General features: G+C 70.1%; 15 protein-coding genes, 1 pseudogene and 2 riboswitches. Of the genes and pseudogenes, 10 read left to right on the top strand and 6 right to left on the bottom strand.

What is annotated here, in order from left to right:
- Positions 1 to 33 precede the first annotated feature (33 nt).
- A riboswitch (glycine riboswitch) is annotated at positions 34 to 141 on the bottom strand.
- Positions 142 to 144: 3 nt separating this feature from the next.
- Positions 145 to 248: riboswitch (glycine riboswitch) on the bottom strand.
- Positions 249 to 393: 145 nt separating this feature from the next.
- On the top strand, positions 394 to 729 hold the full coding sequence (locus tag AKJ13_RS18520; protein WP_050734682.1) for a hypothetical protein: 336 nt from the start codon (positions 394 to 396) through the stop codon (positions 727 to 729).
- A 45-nt stretch (positions 730 to 774) separates the two neighbouring features.
- Here the strand turns inward: AKJ13_RS18520 and AKJ13_RS18515 are convergent, their stop codons facing one another.
- Both AKJ13_RS18515 and AKJ13_RS32710 read right to left on the bottom strand, forming a co-directional pair.
- Positions 775 to 2,349: a glycosyltransferase gene (locus tag AKJ13_RS18515; RefSeq protein WP_244471651.1), complete on the bottom strand. Its 1,575-nt coding sequence runs from the start codon at positions 2,347 to 2,349 to the stop codon at positions 775 to 777.
- A 16-nt stretch (positions 2,350 to 2,365) separates the two neighbouring features.
- A complete protein-coding gene (locus AKJ13_RS32710; protein ID WP_050734681.1) occupies positions 2,366 to 4,606 on the bottom strand; it encodes a choice-of-anchor tandem repeat GloVer-containing protein in 2,241 nt (746 codons plus the stop codon).
- 301 nt (positions 4,607 to 4,907) lie between these two features.
- On the opposite strand from AKJ13_RS32710, the gene AKJ13_RS18505 reads away from it, so the two are divergent.
- The 3 genes from AKJ13_RS18505 (at position 4,908) to AKJ13_RS30570 (ending at position 7,007) form a co-directional block, all read left to right on the top strand.
- Positions 4,908 to 5,195, top strand: coding sequence for a hypothetical protein (locus AKJ13_RS18505; RefSeq protein ID WP_144426298.1), 288 nt, complete (start codon positions 4,908 to 4,910; stop codon positions 5,193 to 5,195).
- Between the two features lie 136 nt (positions 5,196 to 5,331).
- Positions 5,332 to 5,937, top strand: a complete 606-nt coding sequence (locus tag AKJ13_RS18500; RefSeq protein WP_050734679.1) for a glutathione S-transferase — start codon at positions 5,332 to 5,334, stop codon at positions 5,935 to 5,937.
- Between the two features lie 120 nt (positions 5,938 to 6,057).
- Positions 6,058 to 7,007, top strand: a protein-coding gene (locus tag AKJ13_RS30570; RefSeq protein ID WP_144426297.1) for an IS630 family transposase whose coding sequence is annotated in 2 segments (ribosomal slippage) — positions 6,058 to 6,397 and positions 6,397 to 7,007 — 951 coding nt in all. Because the reading frame shifts where the segments join, the coding sequence is not laid out codon by codon here.
- Positions 7,008 to 7,055: 48 nt separating this feature from the next.
- Here the strand turns inward: AKJ13_RS30570 and AKJ13_RS18485 are convergent.
- Positions 7,056 to 7,523: a DoxX family membrane protein gene (locus tag AKJ13_RS18485; protein ID WP_050734676.1), complete on the bottom strand. Its 468-nt coding sequence runs from the start codon at positions 7,521 to 7,523 to the stop codon at positions 7,056 to 7,058.
- 484 nt (positions 7,524 to 8,007) lie between these two features.
- Here AKJ13_RS18485 and AKJ13_RS18480 point away from each other — a divergent pair, with 484 nt between their 5' ends.
- Positions 8,008 to 8,808, top strand: coding sequence for a glycosyltransferase family 2 protein (locus AKJ13_RS18480; protein ID WP_050734675.1), 801 nt, complete (start codon positions 8,008 to 8,010; stop codon positions 8,806 to 8,808).
- A gap of 184 nt (positions 8,809 to 8,992) precedes the next feature.
- On the opposite strand, the gene argE is transcribed toward AKJ13_RS18480, so the two are convergent.
- The gene (argE, locus tag AKJ13_RS18475; protein ID WP_050734674.1) at positions 8,993 to 10,177 is read right to left on the bottom strand and encodes an acetylornithine deacetylase; all 1,185 of its coding nucleotides are present in this window, start codon (positions 10,175 to 10,177) and stop codon (positions 8,993 to 8,995) included.
- A gap of 500 nt (positions 10,178 to 10,677) precedes the next feature.
- On the opposite strand from argE, the gene AKJ13_RS18470 reads away from it, so the two are divergent.
- The 5 genes and pseudogenes from AKJ13_RS18470 to AKJ13_RS18450 all read left to right on the top strand — a co-directional run bounded on the left by AKJ13_RS18470 (position 10,678) and on the right by AKJ13_RS18450 (position 14,243).
- Complete coding sequence (locus AKJ13_RS18470; protein WP_348270953.1) at positions 10,678 to 10,992, top strand: heme-binding protein; 315 nt, start codon at positions 10,678 to 10,680, stop codon at positions 10,990 to 10,992.
- Positions 10,993 to 11,179: 187 nt separating this feature from the next.
- Positions 11,180 to 12,045 (top strand): annotated as a pseudogene (locus AKJ13_RS18465) (alpha/beta hydrolase).
- Between the two features lie 398 nt (positions 12,046 to 12,443).
- Positions 12,444 to 12,752 (top strand): hypothetical protein, encoded by a 309-nt coding sequence (locus AKJ13_RS18460; protein WP_007560534.1) that lies wholly within the window; start codon positions 12,444 to 12,446, stop codon positions 12,750 to 12,752.
- Between the two features lie 243 nt (positions 12,753 to 12,995).
- A complete protein-coding gene (locus tag AKJ13_RS18455; protein ID WP_050734673.1) occupies positions 12,996 to 13,673 on the top strand; it encodes a carbonic anhydrase in 678 nt (225 codons plus the stop codon).
- Between the two features lie 258 nt (positions 13,674 to 13,931).
- Positions 13,932 to 14,243, top strand: coding sequence for a hypothetical protein (locus AKJ13_RS18450; RefSeq protein ID WP_050734672.1), 312 nt, complete (start codon positions 13,932 to 13,934; stop codon positions 14,241 to 14,243).
- 510 nt (positions 14,244 to 14,753) lie between these two features.
- Here AKJ13_RS18450 and AKJ13_RS18440 read toward each other — a convergent pair.
- The gene (locus AKJ13_RS18440) at positions 14,754 to 15,398 is read right to left on the bottom strand and encodes a hypothetical protein (protein WP_050734670.1); all 645 of its coding nucleotides are present in this window, start codon (positions 15,396 to 15,398) and stop codon (positions 14,754 to 14,756) included.
- A 137-nt stretch (positions 15,399 to 15,535) separates the two neighbouring features.
- Complete coding sequence (locus AKJ13_RS18435; RefSeq protein ID WP_050734669.1) at positions 15,536 to 16,636, bottom strand: replication protein RepA; 1,101 nt, start codon at positions 16,634 to 16,636, stop codon at positions 15,536 to 15,538.
- Positions 16,637 to 17,215: the final 579 nt, after the last annotated feature.

Here is a 17,215-nt window from a genome sequence, read left to right as displayed (position 1 = left end):
CCGCCCCTTGCGGGTTGGCCGGTTGCGCGCCCCATCTGTCCCGGTGCCTGAGAGCTTGATCCGGCCGGCCCTGGCGAGGCTGGCACGGACGTCCCCTTCGGCGGGTGCCCACGGAGACATCCGCTGCACCGCTCTCCAGATCGCCCTGACGACACGGTTCCGGTGCCTGAGAGTTTCCGGGGCGGTTGCTCCGTCGGCGCCGGGCCCCCCTCTGGCGGGTGGATCCCGGTCTCTCCCGCATCGTCGTGATGGGCCCAAACGGGATACCCCGATTCGGCCGACCGGGTGAAGGCCGGGCGCCCCGTCCCGGCCGACAGCGCGGCCACCCTGTCACCCGCCGGGAGCGAACCCGGCGCTGGCCGGTTGACAGGTGGAGGCCGAGGAGGCGCCCCGATGCTGACCAGGACCGCGATCTACGAGGGCACGGTGCGCGACGGCCGGGACGAGGAGTTCTTCCGCCGGGTCCGAGACGAGCTGGAGCCGTTCTGGCGGCGCTTCCCGGGGGTGACCGCGGTGCGGGTGCAGCGCCTCGTCTCCAAGGATGCCGACGCCCGGCCGATCGCCATGATCCTGGAGATGGACTTTCCCGATCAGGCGGCGCTCGACGCCTGCCTGGCCTCCTCGATCCGCCCGGAATCCCACGCCGCCACCGAGGCGGTGATGCAGATGTTCGACGGCCGGTTCTACCACTTGGTCAGCGCGGCGCACGGCCTGGACGTGGCGGGGTAGAGGGCAGACGCGCGGTCGGCTGCTCGGCGGGGCACCGCGGGGAGCTTACCGAAGCGCGCCTGCGGCCGCCTGCATCCGCGCGTCCACCCGTCCCTCACCGTTCATCGACACGATATAGGCCAGCCCCGCTGCGGCACAGGCCCGATTCAGAGCCTCATCCTCGTGCAACGCCAGGATGGCCTGCGCCAAGCCCGCCGGGGTGTCCGCCACCAGCCCCGCCAGCGGCTCCGGCAGATCGAGCCCCTCCGCCGCCGCCGGCGTACAAACGCAGGGCACCCCCGCCGCCAGGCTGTCCAGGACCTTGCCCTTCACCCCAGCCCCATAGGCAAGCGGCGCCACGCTCAGCCGCACACGGTCGAACAGCAGGGCGAGGTCGGGCACCCAGCCCACGGGTTCGACCCCCGGCCGCACCGCTGCCAGCTCCCGCAAGCGCTCCGGCATGACGCTGCCGGCCAACAGGCAGGGGAGCTCGGCGCCGGCACCGCGCGCCGTCAGTTCCGGCACCACCGACTCGATCAGGAACAGCGCCGCGTCGAGATTGGGCCGGTGCCCGTAGCCGCCAACGAACGCCAGCCCCCGCCGCGCGGCGAACGGCACCGCGGTCGGGCGCGGGTCGACCGCCCACGGCACGACATGCACCCGCTCCCGCGGAATGTGCGCGCCCAGGATCTCGGCCTCGTACGTCGAGTGGGTGATCACCGCATCCGAAGCGCGCGCCGCATGCAGTTCCAGGAAGCGCAGGTGGTCCGCGTAGGCCGCGAGATCCGCCCGGCCCTCGACCTCGGCCTGCCGGGCGGTGCGCAGGTGGTGCAGGTCGGCCACGCCGTAGACCAGCCGCGCGTGCCGCTGCGTGTCGCGCACGAGCTGGGCATAGCGCCCGGCGGTGTCGACTCGGTGCAGATAGACCAGCGCGAAGGCCCCGGCGTGCCGGCGCAGCACCTCCTCCACCGTGGCGTACCAGGGCGACAGGCAGCAGCGTACACCATGGGCCTCCAGCGTCTCCGCGTCTCCGACCATATCGACGGGGGCGAAGGTGACGGCGTAGCCGAGGCGCTGCAGGGAGCGGACCTGCGAGAGGATCGCGTTCGAGCCGGCGTCGCGGGTGGTTGCCGGCAGCGTGGCATCGATCACCAGGGCGCGCGGCCGGGTGTCGCTGTCGCGGGTTGCCCCGGGCTCGTCGGCTGCGGCTTGCCGCAGGCGCTGCACCTCCTCCATCAGGAAGGCGAGCCGCCGGGCGCGCTCGGCCGCATCGACAGGCTCGGCCAAGGCCAGGGACAGCCGCCCCCGCAAGTCGGCGTCGAACGTGGTGATCGGGTCGAGGACCAGGGGCGAGCCCGGCACGACCGCGCCGTCGCCGTCGCGGCGTACCGAGACGGTGCAGCGGGCCAGCGCCGGCAGGGCCCCGTCGGGGAAGGCGAAGTCGAACCCGTGCCGGCCGTGGCCCTCACCGGCTGCGACGAGGTCGTCGCGCGGCCGGTCGGCGAGGCAGCGCCCGACCGCACGGCCGTCAACCACGACGACCAGGGCGACGGTGCTGTCGGGCGCGGCTTCATCCCGCGCCCAGCCGATCACCTGCCGGCGGGACAGGCGATCGACATGCCCGCGCAGCGCCACCGGCACGGCTCGATTCGTCGGATCAGGCGGCGAGCCCGATCGGCGCGGCCGTATGCGCGGTACCGAGCATCGACCCGTCGGCCGAGCGGCGCAGTGCGACCGTGGACCCGCTGGGGACCCCCTTGAGCGTCAGCGTCACGTCGAAGCCGTGGCGGCCGTCGCCGATGCCGGACGCGGCAAGGTCCGCGCGGTAGGCCTCAGCATAGGCCAGCCCGACCACCGCACCGTCCACCACAACGTCCAGGCAGACCGGCCCGTCGGGATGCGCCAGATCCCAGGCCCAGCCCGCCACGCGCAGGGTCCCGTCCGCACCGACAGCGCACAGGTCGAGCTGGCCGCGCAGTTCACCGAACCGCCGCGCGGGCGCCACCGGCAGCCCGGCGCGGAGCGCCAGCCGCTGCCGGATCGCCTCCAGGGCGAAGCCGTCCGTCACCCGCGGGGCGCAGTAGTCTGCCGTGCCCGTCCAGGCCGGCGCGTGCGGGTACAGGGCGCGGTGCTCGGCGGCGTTGTGGAAGATCCCCCGGCCGCCATCGTCGACGAAGCTCTCGGCCGGCGCGTCCTCGGCGAGCAGCACGTCGTGGCTGTCCAGCTCGATGTGCCAGTAGGTGACGGCCTCGACGCGCTCGGCCTTCACGATGCTGACGCCGTTGACCAGCAATTCGGCCGGCACGAGCACGCCGTCGAGGAACAGGGCATGGTCAGGGGAGACCCAGAGGTCGCGGACGGGCACCGCCTCGGCCAGCGCACCGGCCTTGACGCAGACGGGCAGGATTGCGGGATTGGTGTTGGCGAAACGGCCGCCGTAACTGCGGGTGCCGATCCAGCGAATCGGGCGGTGCACGCCGGCAGCGGTCACGACCCGGTCGCCGATGGCCAGATCCTCGACGGCGACCGGGCCGCGGTCGGTCAGGATGCGCGTGCCGGTGCAGTAGCACGGGGCGTTGTTGGCCGGTGGGGTTGGGTTTGTAGGCGTTGGGTTCGTAGCGACCGGGTTCGTAGATTGATTCGGCGACGCGGCGTTACCGTTCGAAACCCGGAAGACCACTCCGGTGTCGTTTGCTCCGCCCTGAGACGTCGTGCCGTAGAGGTTGCCCTGAGCGTCGGTTGTCACACCGGAAAAGGGATATGCCCCGGTGGCGTTGCCGCTATGGCTGTTGGCGGCGAAGGAAAACAGGGTCTGCTGAGTGTAACCGTTGGCGCCTTTGACCAGCTCGTACACGGTCCCGGTGTCGTTCGCACCACCCTGTCCCGTCATACCGTAGAGATTGCCCTGGCCGTCGGCAGTCAACCCCAGAGTGGGGTAGGCGCCGGTGGCATTGCCGCTGCCGGTCTTGGCGGCGAAGGAAAACAGGGTCTGATGCGTGTAACCGTTGGCACCCTTGACCAGCTCGTACACCGTCCCGGTGTCGTTTGCACCGCCCCTATCCGTTGTGCCGTAGAGGTTGCCCTGAGCGTCGGCAATCACGCCGGCATTGGGGTTATTCCAGGTCACGTTGCCGTTGCTCTTGGCGGCGAAGGAATACAGGGTCTGCTGGGTGTAGCCGTTGGCGCCCTTGACCAACTCGTAAACCGTCCCGGAGTTGTTCGCGCCGCCCTGAGATGTAGTGCCGTAAAGATTGCCCTGAGCATCGGAAATCAGGGGCCCCGCAGAGGGCTTGGCTCCAGTGGCGTTGCCGCTACTGCTCTTGGCGGCGAAGGATAACAGGGTCTGCTGAGTGTAGCCGTTGGCGCCCTTGACCAGCTCGTACACCGATCCGGTGTCATTCACACCGCCCCTATCCGTTGTGCCGTAAAGGTTGCCCTGGGCGTCGGCGGTCAGGCCCGCAGAGGGGTTGGCCCCGGTGGTGTTGCCGGTGCCGATGCCGTTGGCGGCGAAGGAGAACAGGGTCTGCTGGGTGTAGCCGTTGGCGCCCTTGACCAGCTCGTACGCTACTCCGGTATTGTTCGTGCCGCCATAACGTGTCGTACCGTAGAGGTTGCCTTGGGCATCCGCGGTCAGGCCGGCGAAAGGTAAGGCCCCGGTTGCGTTGCCGCTGCCGTTGCTGGGCTGGGCTGCGAAGGAGAACAGGGTCTGCTGGGTGTAGCCGTTGGCGCCCTTGACCAGCTCGTACACCGCCCCGGTGTTGTTCGCGCCGCCCCAAAGCGTCGTTCCGTAGAGGTTGCCCTGAGCGTCAGCGATTAGGCCGGCATAGGGGAAGTAACCGGAGGCGTTGCCGCTGCTGGAAGATGCGTCGAAAGAAAACAGGGTGTCGACGGTCGCCATGTCGCCATCTCGAGTCGGCCGCCATCCATCCTGCTGATGTGGCTGCCATGAACCTCCGCCCGGATCGTCGACCCCGGCAGACCTGAGGCATTAAGTTGCCGATCCAAAGATCGCAGTCAATCGGCCTGCCATCGAAGCAAAACGCATAATTTTTTCCGGGCAAGTGCGTTGCTAAAACGCAACACAACCGAGAGTAATCTTTAAGCACTTGAATTTTGACTTACAAACGACGATACGACCCCACAGGGCGCGACGCTCGGAACTTTCACGACGACACTTTGACGGACGGAGCATCTGCAGCATGGCCATGAGACCCCGAGCCCGGATCGTGGACGATCCGGCCGTGCGCGAGATCGTGGCCACCACGACGGTGACGGGCACGGTCTTCGAGGGCGCGCTGTTCGTGACGCTGGCGGCGCAGCGCGCTCTGCCGGAGACGACCGGGGTGCCGCCGAGCCAGCCCCCGAGCGCGCACGTGACGGGGCGCCTCGTGCTGACGCCCACGGCCGCGGTGGAGTTGGTGAACACGCTGAGTACGCTGCTGGCGACGATGCCCGGGGTCAGCGTCACGCGGGTCGGTTCAGCGTAGGGCGCAGACGTTCCGTCAGCGGCTCGACCGGCGCGCCTCTCTATCTCGGTGACACGCCAGGGCTGGATTCCGGCTGGCCGCGATGCGAGGTCTGCGTGGCATGACCAGATGCGTCGCCACGAACCGGGACGGTCCGATGAAGCTCTTCTACTCCCCCGCCTCCCCGTATGCCCGCAAGGTGCTGGTGCTGGCCCACGAGACCGGGCTGATCGACAGGATCGCCGTCACGGTCGCCGGGGCCTCCCCGACCGGCCCCTCCCCGGAGGTCGCCGCCCACAACCCGCTCGGCAAGATCCCGGCCCTGGTCCTGGAGGACGGCACCGCCCTCTACGACAGCCGGGTGATCTGCGAGTATCTCGACGGGCTCTCGGCCGGGCCGCGCCTATTCCCCGAGGGCGCGGCGCGCTGGGACGCCCTGGTCCGGCAGGCGCTGGCCGACGGCCTGCTCGATGCCGCGCTGCTCACCCGCTACGAGCGGGTCCTGCGCCCGGAGGCGCAGCGCTGGGCGTCCTGGGAGGCCGGGCAGGTCGGCAAGATCACGGCGGCGCTCGACCGGTTCGAGGCCCTGGTCGCCGACATGCCGGCGCTCGATATCGGCTCGGTGGCGATCGCCTGCGCGCTCGGCTACCTCGACCTACGCTTCCCCGACCTCGCCTGGCGCGAGGGGCGCCCCGCCACCGCCGCCTGGTACGCAGTGTTCGAGGGCCGCCCTTCGATGGTCGCCACCGTGCCGAAGGGGTGAGTCCTCGGGGCTGCGTGCCCCGAACCCCGCTAGAGCAGTCACCGACCGGGTTGAATCGTCTAGGGTTTTCGCCGGGACAGGGTTGTGATTCGATGCGCGGCTTTCCGAGGAGGAGAGCCGATGGCGTCTGCCCTATCTGTAGATCTGCGCGAGCGTGTGGTGGCTGCGATCGAGGCGGGCGCGTCGCGCCGGGAAGCGGCACGACGCTTCGAGGTCAGCCCGGCCAGCGCCGTGCGCTGGCACGGGGCCTTTGTGCAGGAGGGGCGGACGCAGGCCAAGCCGATGGGCGGCGATCAACGCTCGCATACAATCGAGGCGCAGGCTGATCTGATCCGGCAAACCTACGAAGCGCAGCCCGAGCTATTCCTGCGTGAGTTGCGCGACCGTCTGGCCGAACGGGGTTTGCGGGTCGGTGTCAGCAGCTTGTCCCGCTTCTTCAAACGCCACGGTATCACGCGCAAAAAAACACTGGCCACGCCGCCGAGCAGGAACGGGAGGACGTGAAGGCCGCGCGCCTGTCCTGGTTCGAGCGCCAAGTCGATCTCGACCCAGACAGCCTCGTGTTCCTCGACGAGACCGCCCCCAACACCAAGATGGCACGCCGTTATGGACGGGCTCCGCGCGGCGAACGCTCCCGGGTCGCGGTCCCGTTTGGCCACTGGAAGACCATCACCGCCGGCCTACGCACCAGCGGCCTGATGGCCACCGCCCTCTTCGATGGGCCGATGACCGGCGCACGCTTCCGCGACTACGTCGAACAAACCCTCGTCCCAGCCCTCAGGCCTGGTGACACGGTCGTGCTCGACAATCTGCCTGCCCACAAGGTCAGCGGTATCCGCGAGCGCATCGAGGCGGCGGGAGCGGGGCTGCTCTACCTCCCGGCCTATTCCCCCGACCTCAACCCAATCGAACTCGCCTTCGCCAAGCTCAAGGCCCTTCTTCGTGCCGAGGCCGCCCGCACGATCAGCGACCTTTGGGACACCATCCAACGGGCCCTCCGACGCTTCACGTCCGCCGAATGCCGCCGCTATCTCGCCGCCGCAGGCTACGACGCATATGATCCAACATGATCGGATGCCGCTCTAGGTCGACGATGAGGCCCTTTGGAATCCCGGATTTTACGGCGTGGTCTGGACCGCGTAGGGGTGGGACGAGGCGAGCGGGTCGGCGAAGAAGTTTTCGACCGTCCCGGCGCCGGTCCCGAAGGTGATCAGCAGGAAGCCTCCGGCCAGCGCAAAATTCTTCAGGAAATCCCAGAACAGTTCGCGGCCCTTGCCGCCCGCCCAGAAATCGCCGGGCGCCCAGAACTGCTTCCACAGCAGCGCGGTGACGCCGCAATAGCCGGCGAGCACGAAGGCCGCCGCCCGGTCGGCGAAGCCGGTCAGGATGCACAGCGACATCCCGATCTCGACCCCGAGCCCGATCAGGATCAGCAGGGTCGCCGGCCCAGTGGCGTGTACCGCCTGGCGGGCCTGGCCGACCGCGCCCTTGAAGTTGAGGATCTTGTCCAGGGCGCTGAACGGCAGGAACAGCAGCACCAGGAGCAGGCGGACGCCGAACGCGATCGCGACGCTGAGGCTGGCCATGCGCTTTTCGACGATCCCCGACCCGGCCCCGCGGCCCGCCGCTCCTCCAAACCGCGAGCGGCGCAAAGGTTTCCCGTCGCGGGCCGAGCACGGATCTTCCGGCATACGGTGGGCCAGGCCCTGGCCGGACTGAGCCGTGCGGATCTGGTCGAGCGGCTGATCCTGTATCTTGCGTCGTTGGTGACTTCTGAACAACAGCATGGCCATCGATTTCAGCCAGCATTACGATCGATATCCCAGCGTTAAACACTCTTATATTCGAACAAAGCAATCAATTTTATAATGCAAAAAGATCTAATACACTTTATATGTTCGGATATTGTTTCGATCTTAACAGTCTGGAATAACTTGACAGCCCGAAACCCATACTGTTTCGAGTTATCCAGCGCGAGAGAATGTCGGCATGCCACAGTGCTATGAAGATATTTATATCCTACACGCAGCGTCGTCATGCATTTCTCGATAAATTTGTAGAGAAGCAAGAATGAAAATTGCGGTTATCACGCCATCACGGCTTAAACGCTCGACGCTGGCCGGTAAATCTGATCTCTATTTCTTGGAGCATGCGGTTGCGAGTGCAACGACCCAGGAGATCAATGATAGTCAGCTCACGATTCATTTTTTCGTGGGCGTCGATGCGGATACCGTGATCCCAGCTCGGCTCGCTGACCATCCGCAAATCACGTTCGTGCGGAGCGACTGCAAGGCCCAGGTCCCCGCATTGAATGCGGCAATCCGGGCCGTGGATGCCAGCTGGGACCTCGTCGGCTTCCTTGAGGACGACGACCGGTGGCTGCCGCAATATCTCGCTATTGCCATCCGGGCCCTCGACGGATTCGACTTCGTCTCCTCGACTCAACTCGAGGTGAACGAGGCCGACGAGCCCGTCCGGATCAACGATTTTCCGGCGCCGTCCGGCTGGCTCATGCGCCGCAGCACGTTCGAGCAGGTCGGCGCGATCAATCCGGCCTCGAAGTGGCACTACGACAATGAGTGGCTCGGTCGCCTGGCGGAAACCGGCCTGCGTCGCGCCCACCTCGTCGAGGCAACGGCACCGGGGAACTTGCAGGACGCCTTTCAGGTCCGCCCCTGGCTGGCGAACGTTCTACGTTTCGGCGGTCCGAACATTCACCTCGTGCGTCACAGCTTCGTCCTGCCGCTCGTGTACCGTCTCGTGCATCCGGGATCCGGGACATCGCATGTCGGCGGAGGCGGGACGGCCACGGCGGAGAGCACCGCGGAGTACCAGTGGCTCGTCGACCGGTTTGGACGCATCCCGTGGTGATCTGCCGGCTTCGGATCCGGCCTTGATCGCATTGCAATCGGTCTGGCCTTCAAGTCCTTGATGTGACGCCCCCGCGAGGGAGTGCTGGCCGCGACGTCCGGCCATTCTTCGCGGAAAATCTCAATCCGCGCTGCGAGAGCCGCAGCCTTCGAAGGCTCTTCGCGGGGAACGCTGCGCCGCGCCGTCAGCCCCGGCACGTCCGGATCAGCCGCCGGACGAACTCGGCGCAGGCGGCGAGCTCGTCCCGGGTCACGTATTCGTCGGCCTTGTGGGCCCGGGCGATTGAGCCCGGACCGATCACCACCGCCGGCACGCCACCCAGCCGCTCGAACAGCCCGCCTTCCGTCCCGTACGAAACCTTCCCGTGCGCGTTCCGCCCGGCCAGCCGCTTGGCGAGCGTCACGATCGCCGCCTCGGGGTCGGTATCGAGGCCGGGATAGTCGATCAGCGGCTCGACCTCGACGCCGCAGGCCGGGTCCGTTTCCCGCATCAGCGGCGCCAGGGTGTCGGTGGCGTAGGCGATCGCGGCCGCCGCCAGCGCCCCGGCATCGTCGGCGCCGATCGCCCGGTACTCGAATTCCACGCTGCAGGCATCCGGCACGATGTTGAGCGCCGAGCCGCCCCGGACCACGCTCGACAGGCCGGTGGTGTGGGGCACGTCGTAGAGCGGGTCGCGGGCCCCGTCCCGGGCGATCGCCTCCGCGCACAGCCGGACATGCTCGATGAAGCGGGCGGCGTATTCCACCGCGTTGACGCCCGCGGGTGCCAGGGCCGAATGGCTGGCCTTGCCCCGGAAGGTGAGGCGGGAAGCCGACTTGCCCTTGTGCCCGACCACCACGTCCATTCCGGTGGGTTCGCCGACGAAGCAGCCGAGCGGGCGCGGCCCCCGCTCCAGTATTTGGGCGATCAGCGGCCGCACCCCGAGGCAGCCGACCTCCTCGTCGTACGAGATCGCGATGTGGAGCGGGGTGGCGAGCTCCGCCGCCGCCATCTCCGGAAGCAGCGCCAGGCAGACGGCGAGGAACCCCTTCATGTCCGAGGTGCCGCGCCCGTAGAGCCGGCCCGCCTCCTCTCGCAGCACGAACGGGTCCGATGACCAGGGCTGGCCCTCGGTCGGCACCACGTCGCTGTGCCCGGAGAGGACGTAGCCGGCCCGCGTCTCAAACGGGCCGACGCTGACGAGCAGGGCCGCCTTCGTGCCGGTGGCGTCGGGCACCCGCGCGACCGCGGCGCCGTACGCGCGGCAGTAGTCTTCCGCCCAGTCGATCAGCGGCAGGTTCGAGCGGGCGCTCACGGTGTCGAAGGCCACCAGGGTCTCGAGCAGCGCGACCGGATCCTGCGCGGCGGGGTTTTCGGCGGCGATCGGCATCGGGCGGCTCGCATCGTCTCGGGGGGAGGGCGTCCCGCATCCTACGGGGTTTTCGCAAGTTCCGGACCGGCGAACACCGCCCTGCCCCGGGAAACGCCTCCGGAACCGGCGGCGCCGAGCCGGGTAGGCGCCGGAGCGCCCGCACAGCCGAGCCCGAACCATGCGCCCCGCGCCCGTCCCGATCCTTGCGGCCCTCCTGCCGGCGGCGCTGCTGCTGACACCCGCTCCGGCCGAGGCCCGCCCGCGCCCGCGGGAACCGCAGTACCGCGCAGCCTCGGACATGGTCGGACATGGAGGCGACGCTGGTCCGCATGGCCGAGCGCGACCGGCTCCGGGGCTGGCGGTCGTGGCAGAGGCCCCGGCCCCGCGCGGGCATCCTTCCCCCGGCGACGCGGGAGCGGGTCGCGGCCCCGCCCTTCACCGGCTGGGGCTATGGCGGCACGATCCCGAGGGCCCGGATTCTGACCTCTTCCCGCCCGACTCCGCGTCCGAGGATTGCGATGCCTGCCCCCACCCGCCCCGCCGCCCGGCTCACCCATGCCGCGGCCCTGACCGTCCTCCAGGCGGTCATCGCCCGCGCGGAGGCGATCGGGGTGCCGGAGAACGTCGCCGTGGTCGATGCCGACGGCAACGTGCTCGCCTTCCTGCGCATGGAGGGCGCCAAGTTGCTGTCGCGCGAGAGCGCGCGCGCCAAGGCGGTCACCGCCGCCTCGAACGGGGCCGCCACCGGCCGGCTCCCGGCCGATCTCGCCGTGACGGTCGCCCTCGCCTCCGGCGGCCGGCTGACCGACCTCCCGGGGGCCTGCCGATCGTGATCGACGGCGCCTGCCTGGGGGCATCGGGGTCGGCTCCGGCGCCAGCGACCAGGACGTCGCGGTGGCCCGCGCCGGCCTGCGGGCGATCGGCGCGCAGGATCCCGACCCCGCGGCCTGAGAACCGGGCGGCTCGACCCGGGTCCGGCGGCCTGTCATGGTGTGGCGGGAGGCGGGGAGGCAACCCACGATGGTTCTCGATTTCCGCCTGGACGATCCGACCCCGGCCGATCCGCGCCGCCGCTGGGCCGAGCTCGATCGGGACGCGCGCAGCGCCTGCTACGACAACACCCGCGCGGTGGCCGACAGCGCCGCCCAGGTGGCCGCCCGCGACGCCGCCTCGGCCGCCTACCGGGCCCGGCATCCGGTCGGCCTCGACATCCCGTACGGCCCGGGCCCCGCAACGCCCTCGACCTCTACCCGGCCCGCGACGGCTCGGCGCCCGGCCTGATCTTCCTCCATGGCGGCTACTGGCAGCGCGGTGCCCGCGAGCTGTTCGCCTGCTTCGCCGAGGGGCCGAACGCCGCCGGCTGGTCGGTGGCGCTGGTCGGCTACACCCTCGCCCCGGAGGCGAGCCTGACCCGGATCGCGGCCGAGATCGGCGCGGCGCTCGACTGGATCGGCGCGCAGGGACCCGCGCACGGGATCGGCGGCCCCCTGGTCCTGGCCGGCTGGTCGGCGGGCGGGCTGCTGACCGCCCTGCAGCTCGGCCACCCGGCGGTCGCCGCGGGGCTCGCGATCTCGGGCGTCTACGATCTCGCCCCGATCCGCCAGACCGCCCTCGACGACAAGCTGCGCCTCACGGAAGCGGAGGTCGAGGCCCTGTCGCCGCTGCGCCTGCCGGTGGTGGGCAAGCCGCTCTGCCTCGCCTATGGCAGCCGCGAGCTGCCGGCCCTGATCCACGATGCCCGCAACCTGCACGCCCTTCGGGCGGCGGCCCATGCGCCGGGTCCCCTGCTGCCGGTGCCCGGGGCCGAGCATTTCTCGGTGCTCGGCGAGCTGCGTCGGCCGGACGGGATCCTGGTGCGGGCGGCGCATGCGCTGCTCGGCGGCTGAGCGCCCGCGCCGACGTTCGCGCGGCGGCACGGACCGCCGTTTCGCCGGACACGCCGCCCCTGCGGAAGACCGCGCGGAGGGGTGAGATCGCGCACGGGCCCGGCCTCGGCGGGTCCCGTCCGGAGCCGGTCGCCTTCATCCCCTCCCCCGCCCCAGACCGGGCGGCCGCGATCCCGCAGCGCGAACCGGATCGGGGCCGGTTAATCCGTCGGTCCGACAGGCCTCGGGTTGCCGCGTGCGGTCACGCACCAAGTCGACCAGCAAATCGGATTAAATTTTACATCGATCTACTGTGCTTATCCGCACATCTACTTGGATCGCCTGAAGCTATGTTGGGTTCATCGGCACAGGACGCGGTGTCCCGAGCCAGCATGACGAACACAGGCGGAGAGCTTCACATGACGCGCACCACAACCCAGCGCATCCTGACCCTCGGCCTCCTGGCCGGTGCCCTCGCCCTGCCGATGGCGGCCCAGGCCGGCGAGGGTGGCGGCGGCAGCCGGCAGGCCGCCGGCGGCGGCCACATGAGCTCCTATGTCAGCGATCCCTCCCACGATCCGCGCTCGCTGCATTCGCAGCGCGTGGGCAGCGGCCAGCTGCTCGGTGCCCCGATGCTGCATGACCGGGGCCACGCCACGGTCGCGCGCCGCAGCGTGATCGATCCGCACTGGGCTTCCGGGCATGTCGAGCGCCGCACCCGGCGCTGACCCCGCGTGAGACCCGGCGCCGCGTCCCGCATCCGATATCCGGGGCGCGGCGCCGGATCCGTAGAGCCCCCCCTGTCGGGATGATGCCCGAGCCCCCTGGTCGGTCGGTCCCATCCGAAGGCCCGCATCGCCGGAGGGGCCCGCACCGCCATGCCGAGACGGCGCGGCGCCCGGGCTCCCCCGTGCCGGCCCCTGTTCGCCCCTCCCTCACAGCCCGATCTCTCGCCGCCGAAGGTCATATCCGTGAACAGCATCATCCAGGGCATCGCCAGCTTCCAGGGCAGCGTCTTCCCGGGCCAGCGCCAGATGTACCAGCAGCTGGTGCGCGACGGTCAGCACCCGAGCGCGCTGATCATCGCCTGCGCCGATTCCCGGGTCGCGCCCGAGCACATCACCCAGGCGGGCCCGGGCGACCTGTTCGTCTGCCGCAACGCCGGCAACATCGTGCCCCCGGCCTCCGACGTGGTCGGCGGCGTCTCCTCGGCGATCGAGTACGCCGTGGTGGCGCTGGGGGTGCGCGACATCGTGATCTGCGGCCATTCCGATTGCGGCGCCATGAGCGGCCTGATGAAGCCGGACCTCCTGAAGAAGATGCCCAGCGTCGCGGCCTGGCTACGCCACGCAGAGGCCGCCGAGCGGATCGTCTGCGAGGCCTATCCCGAGGGGATGGATCCCCAAGAGCGCCACCGGGCCCTCGCCCTGGAGAACGTGGTGGTCCAGCTCGCCAACCTGCGCACCCATCCGAGCGTCGCCGCCGGCCTGGCCAGGGGCGTCCTGCGCCTGCACGGCTGGTTCTTCGAGATCGAATCCGGCGCGCTCCTGGCCTATGACGGCACGACCGGGCGGTTCCGGCCGATCGCCGAGGTGGACATGCCCGTAGCCCAGTCGCCCCTGCCGGGGGACCGGATGCGCGCGGCGTGAGCGCCCACCCGCGCCGCGGCCGGCCCGGCGAGACGCGGGCACGGCCCACCCGGACCGGATGTGGCAGCGCCGACGATTGATCACCACCCGGGCCGAAGACTTTGTACGCCCGTATAGCCCCTTCGACCCAAGATCTTCGCATCCGGTTAAGCTTGAATCTTCGCGCCCTTTTAAGACGCCGCCGCCACACTCGCCCGGTTCGGTCGACCCGCGGCCCGGGATCCGGCGGACATGCGTCTTCGGCAGGGAGCTTCGTCGATGTTCAGGTTCCTCGCGGCCCCGGTCGCCTGCCTGGCCCTGGCCGGAATCGCCGCGGCCCAGGACTGGACCGAGAGCGTCCAACCGGTGGCGGCGATGCCGGGGCCGGAGGCGCAGCGCCCGGAACCCGCGCCCCGCATCCTCCTCGACAGCCTCGCCCTCCGTCACCCGGAGCCCGAGGCCGCCCAGACCACCGCGTCCCTGAAGAGCCCGGCGGATCTGCCCAAGGAGGCGCTCAGGCCGGTCCCCAAGCCCTGGTGCGCGCAGGAGAGACGCGTCGGCACCGGCGCGGGCTTCTGCCTGATCAACTGAAGCACCTGCCGACGCCCGGGACGGCGGTTTTGCGGCAGCGAGCCCGTGCCCTCAGGGAAGCCGCAAGCCAGATCGCGTCGCTCGGAAGGCCGTCCCGACGGGCAGAGGGTCCGAAACCGCGTCCGCCGGTGGGGCGACGTCGAGGGAGGCGACCAGCAGCACCATGACAGCCGCCAGGATCGCCGCGGCGGCGAGCATCCGGGTGAGGATCTCCGCGTGCCCACGGGCGGCGTGGATCACCGCGCAGCCGAGCGCGAAGGCGCAGAGCAGCCCGGCGGTGTGACGAGCGCTGCCGTCACGGCCCCGCCTCCGGGCCCGCTTCGCGCGAATGCGGATCGCTCTGCATGATGTCCCCGCGGCGCGGCGCGGCCTCCGGGCCGGTCCTGAACGGCCCGGCGGCGGCGCGTCCCCCTATGGGTCAGCGCCTGCCGGGGCCGGCTCCGAACGGCGCGGCATCGTGACCGGCCGTGGATCGGGCGCTTTCGCGACGCCGCGGGCCCAGCTTCGTTCTCAAGCCTCCGGATCCTGGTCCCGCTCGAATGGGGGATCGGCCTCTCCGGCCAGGGCGTAGGTGGCCTCGGCGACGCGGCGCAGGGGTCCGCCGGATCCGGCCCGCTTCCACAGCCGGGTGTTGAGCGCCGCCACCGGATCGCGCCCCGGCAGGCTGAAGCCGCGGGCCAGGAGGATCTCCAGGATCTCGGCCGCGTGCAACGGCCGTCCGGCCTCCAGGATCGCCCCGCAGGCCGCCTCCACCAGCGCCCGTCCGTAGCGGCGCGCGGCCGCCGCATCCTCCGTGAACGCGATCGCCGGCGGAATCCCGGCCGGCTCCTCGTGCGGTGGAACGGGTCGAGTCTCCTGGGCTGGGGGGGCCCAGGCCTCGGGCGCGGCCGGGCTCGGCCGGGCGGCGGGCGGTGGGCTGGTCTCGACGGGAATGCCCAGGGCTGCGGCAGGCCGCGGTTCCGGCGCCGGACGGGCGGCGTGGCCTGAGGCGCGGCCTTCGTCCCGATCAAGGACGGCCGACCGGCTCCCCGCCCCCCGCAGCCGCCGGCCGAGTTCTCGATAGAGCACGAGATCGGCAATCTCCCGGTCGAGCGCCTCACGCTGCCGCCGCAACGCGGCGAGCCGCGCCTCGATCTCCTCGTCCGACAGGCCCATGTCGCGTTCCCTTCAGCAGGACGGAACATGTAGCGTGTTCCGAACGCCTAGGGAATAGGCATCCTTCGTTCCGTCGGGTCAGAGGCCAGCCACTAGAGGGAATATACCGATCCCGAAAGGGAATTCGACCCGTTCCCTTAAATTCCCTGCCGGCGCGCCTTTATTCCCTTTGTGGAGGCCGGGCGCGGTGGCACCAGCAGGGCGCTCGGATCGGCCGGGTGCAGGGTCAGGCCGCCATCGTCGAGCACGATCGGCAGGCGCGGGAACACCTCGCGCAGATGCGCCAGATCGGCCTTGAAGGCCTGCCGGAAGCTGCGGATCGAGGCGTTCTCGGCGCCGAACTGTGCGTGCAGGTTGGCCCAGGTCAGCCGCAGCGGCCGTTGCAGGGCCCGCAGCCGGTAGCCGGTCCAGAACAGCAGGTCGAGCTTGCGCGCCGAGCCGGAGAAGGCCCGCGCCGCCCGCACGTCGACCGGCAGGGCGTGCTTGATCAGCGTCTCGTAGAATTCCGGGTCGAACCGGACCGTCCGGCCCGCCTCCTCCTCGCCCTCGCCGGCGCGCGGACGCCACAATTCCAGGCTGCGGAACGGCGGGACGTTGAGGGTGGTGGCGCTGTCGCGCCCGTCCCAGAGGCCGATCTGCATGGTGCAGGCGGCCAGCCGGTTCAGCTGTTCCTTGAACTGCCGGATGGTGCCGCGCTCGCCGCCGGTCACCGCGAACCCCATCTCGCGCATGAAGCCCGAGAGCGTCTCGGCGACCTTCACGGTGGGGCTGCGCTGGCGCACCGCCTCGGTGCAGAGGTGCAGCAGCACCAGCCGGGCCTTCGGCCCGTAGGGCAGCCCCTGGGGCTCGAAGGCGCCGGTCTCCGGATCCTTGATCCGCCCGGCCATCAGGCTCAGCGAGTTGCGCCCGTAGGTCCGGGAGAATTCCCGCACCGGCCCGGGATCGCGATAGGGCAGGCCGCAGAGCGCCAGCACCGAGTGGATGTGCTGCAGGCTCGAGGGCAGCGCCGGCTCGCTCTCGATGACGAGGCGCACCGCGTCGCGGCGGCGCTGGTCGCGCGACAGCTGGGCGCGGCGGAGCTCCTGCTCCCCGAGAACGGCGGCCTCGGCATCGCGCGCGCGCTGGCGGTGCAGCACGTGCTCGACGATCTGGGCGAACAGGAAGCCGCCGCGCGCCGCCTCGATCTCGGCCCGCAGATCCGCGTCATGGATCGCGGCAATCTTTTCCTCGACGCCCATCGCCCCTCAGCCCGAGCCGCACGCGGACACGCCCCTCCAACAGGCGGAGAGGCGGCCCGATCCTGCCATGCCACGATTCGCCCGCCAGGGCTCCGGTTCGATCCGGCTTGTCCCGGCAATCCACGCTTCCCCGGGGTCTCTCGCGAGGATCTCCCGAGCGGCAGCCGCGCAGAGTTGCATACGCGCGGATCAGGGCCCTGGGCCCACGCAGAGTCCGATACGCCCGGGTCCCGGCATTCTGTCCCCGCATTCCACCGCCCCGACCCGGAATCCGCGCCGAATCGGATACGCAACCGCGCAGAATCCCATGCATCGACCGGCCGGATCCGCGCAGACTCCGATACGCCAGCGCGCAGAGTCGGATGCGCATCCACGCAGAGTCGGATACGGAAACCTGGCTTAAGTCGATGGCGTAGATGAGGAATTGGCCACTGCATATAGTCTTCCGAACTGACTCTCTGAAAGATTCCTTCTAGATAATCTTCCTACTTAACGCAGCGATCGTTCGTTCTGAAGAACACATCCGGTTCCGTCGACATGCACATGGTTTGAAGGGAATATACCCGATCCATCCACAGA

It is taken from the genome of Methylobacterium sp. ARG-1 (genome assembly GCF_001262595.1).
Lineage (GTDB): Bacteria > Pseudomonadota > Alphaproteobacteria > Rhizobiales > Beijerinckiaceae > Methylobacterium > Methylobacterium brachiatum.
The sequence above is the reverse complement of the archived record's forward strand: the minus strand, read 5'-3'. Positions and strand labels throughout refer to the sequence as shown.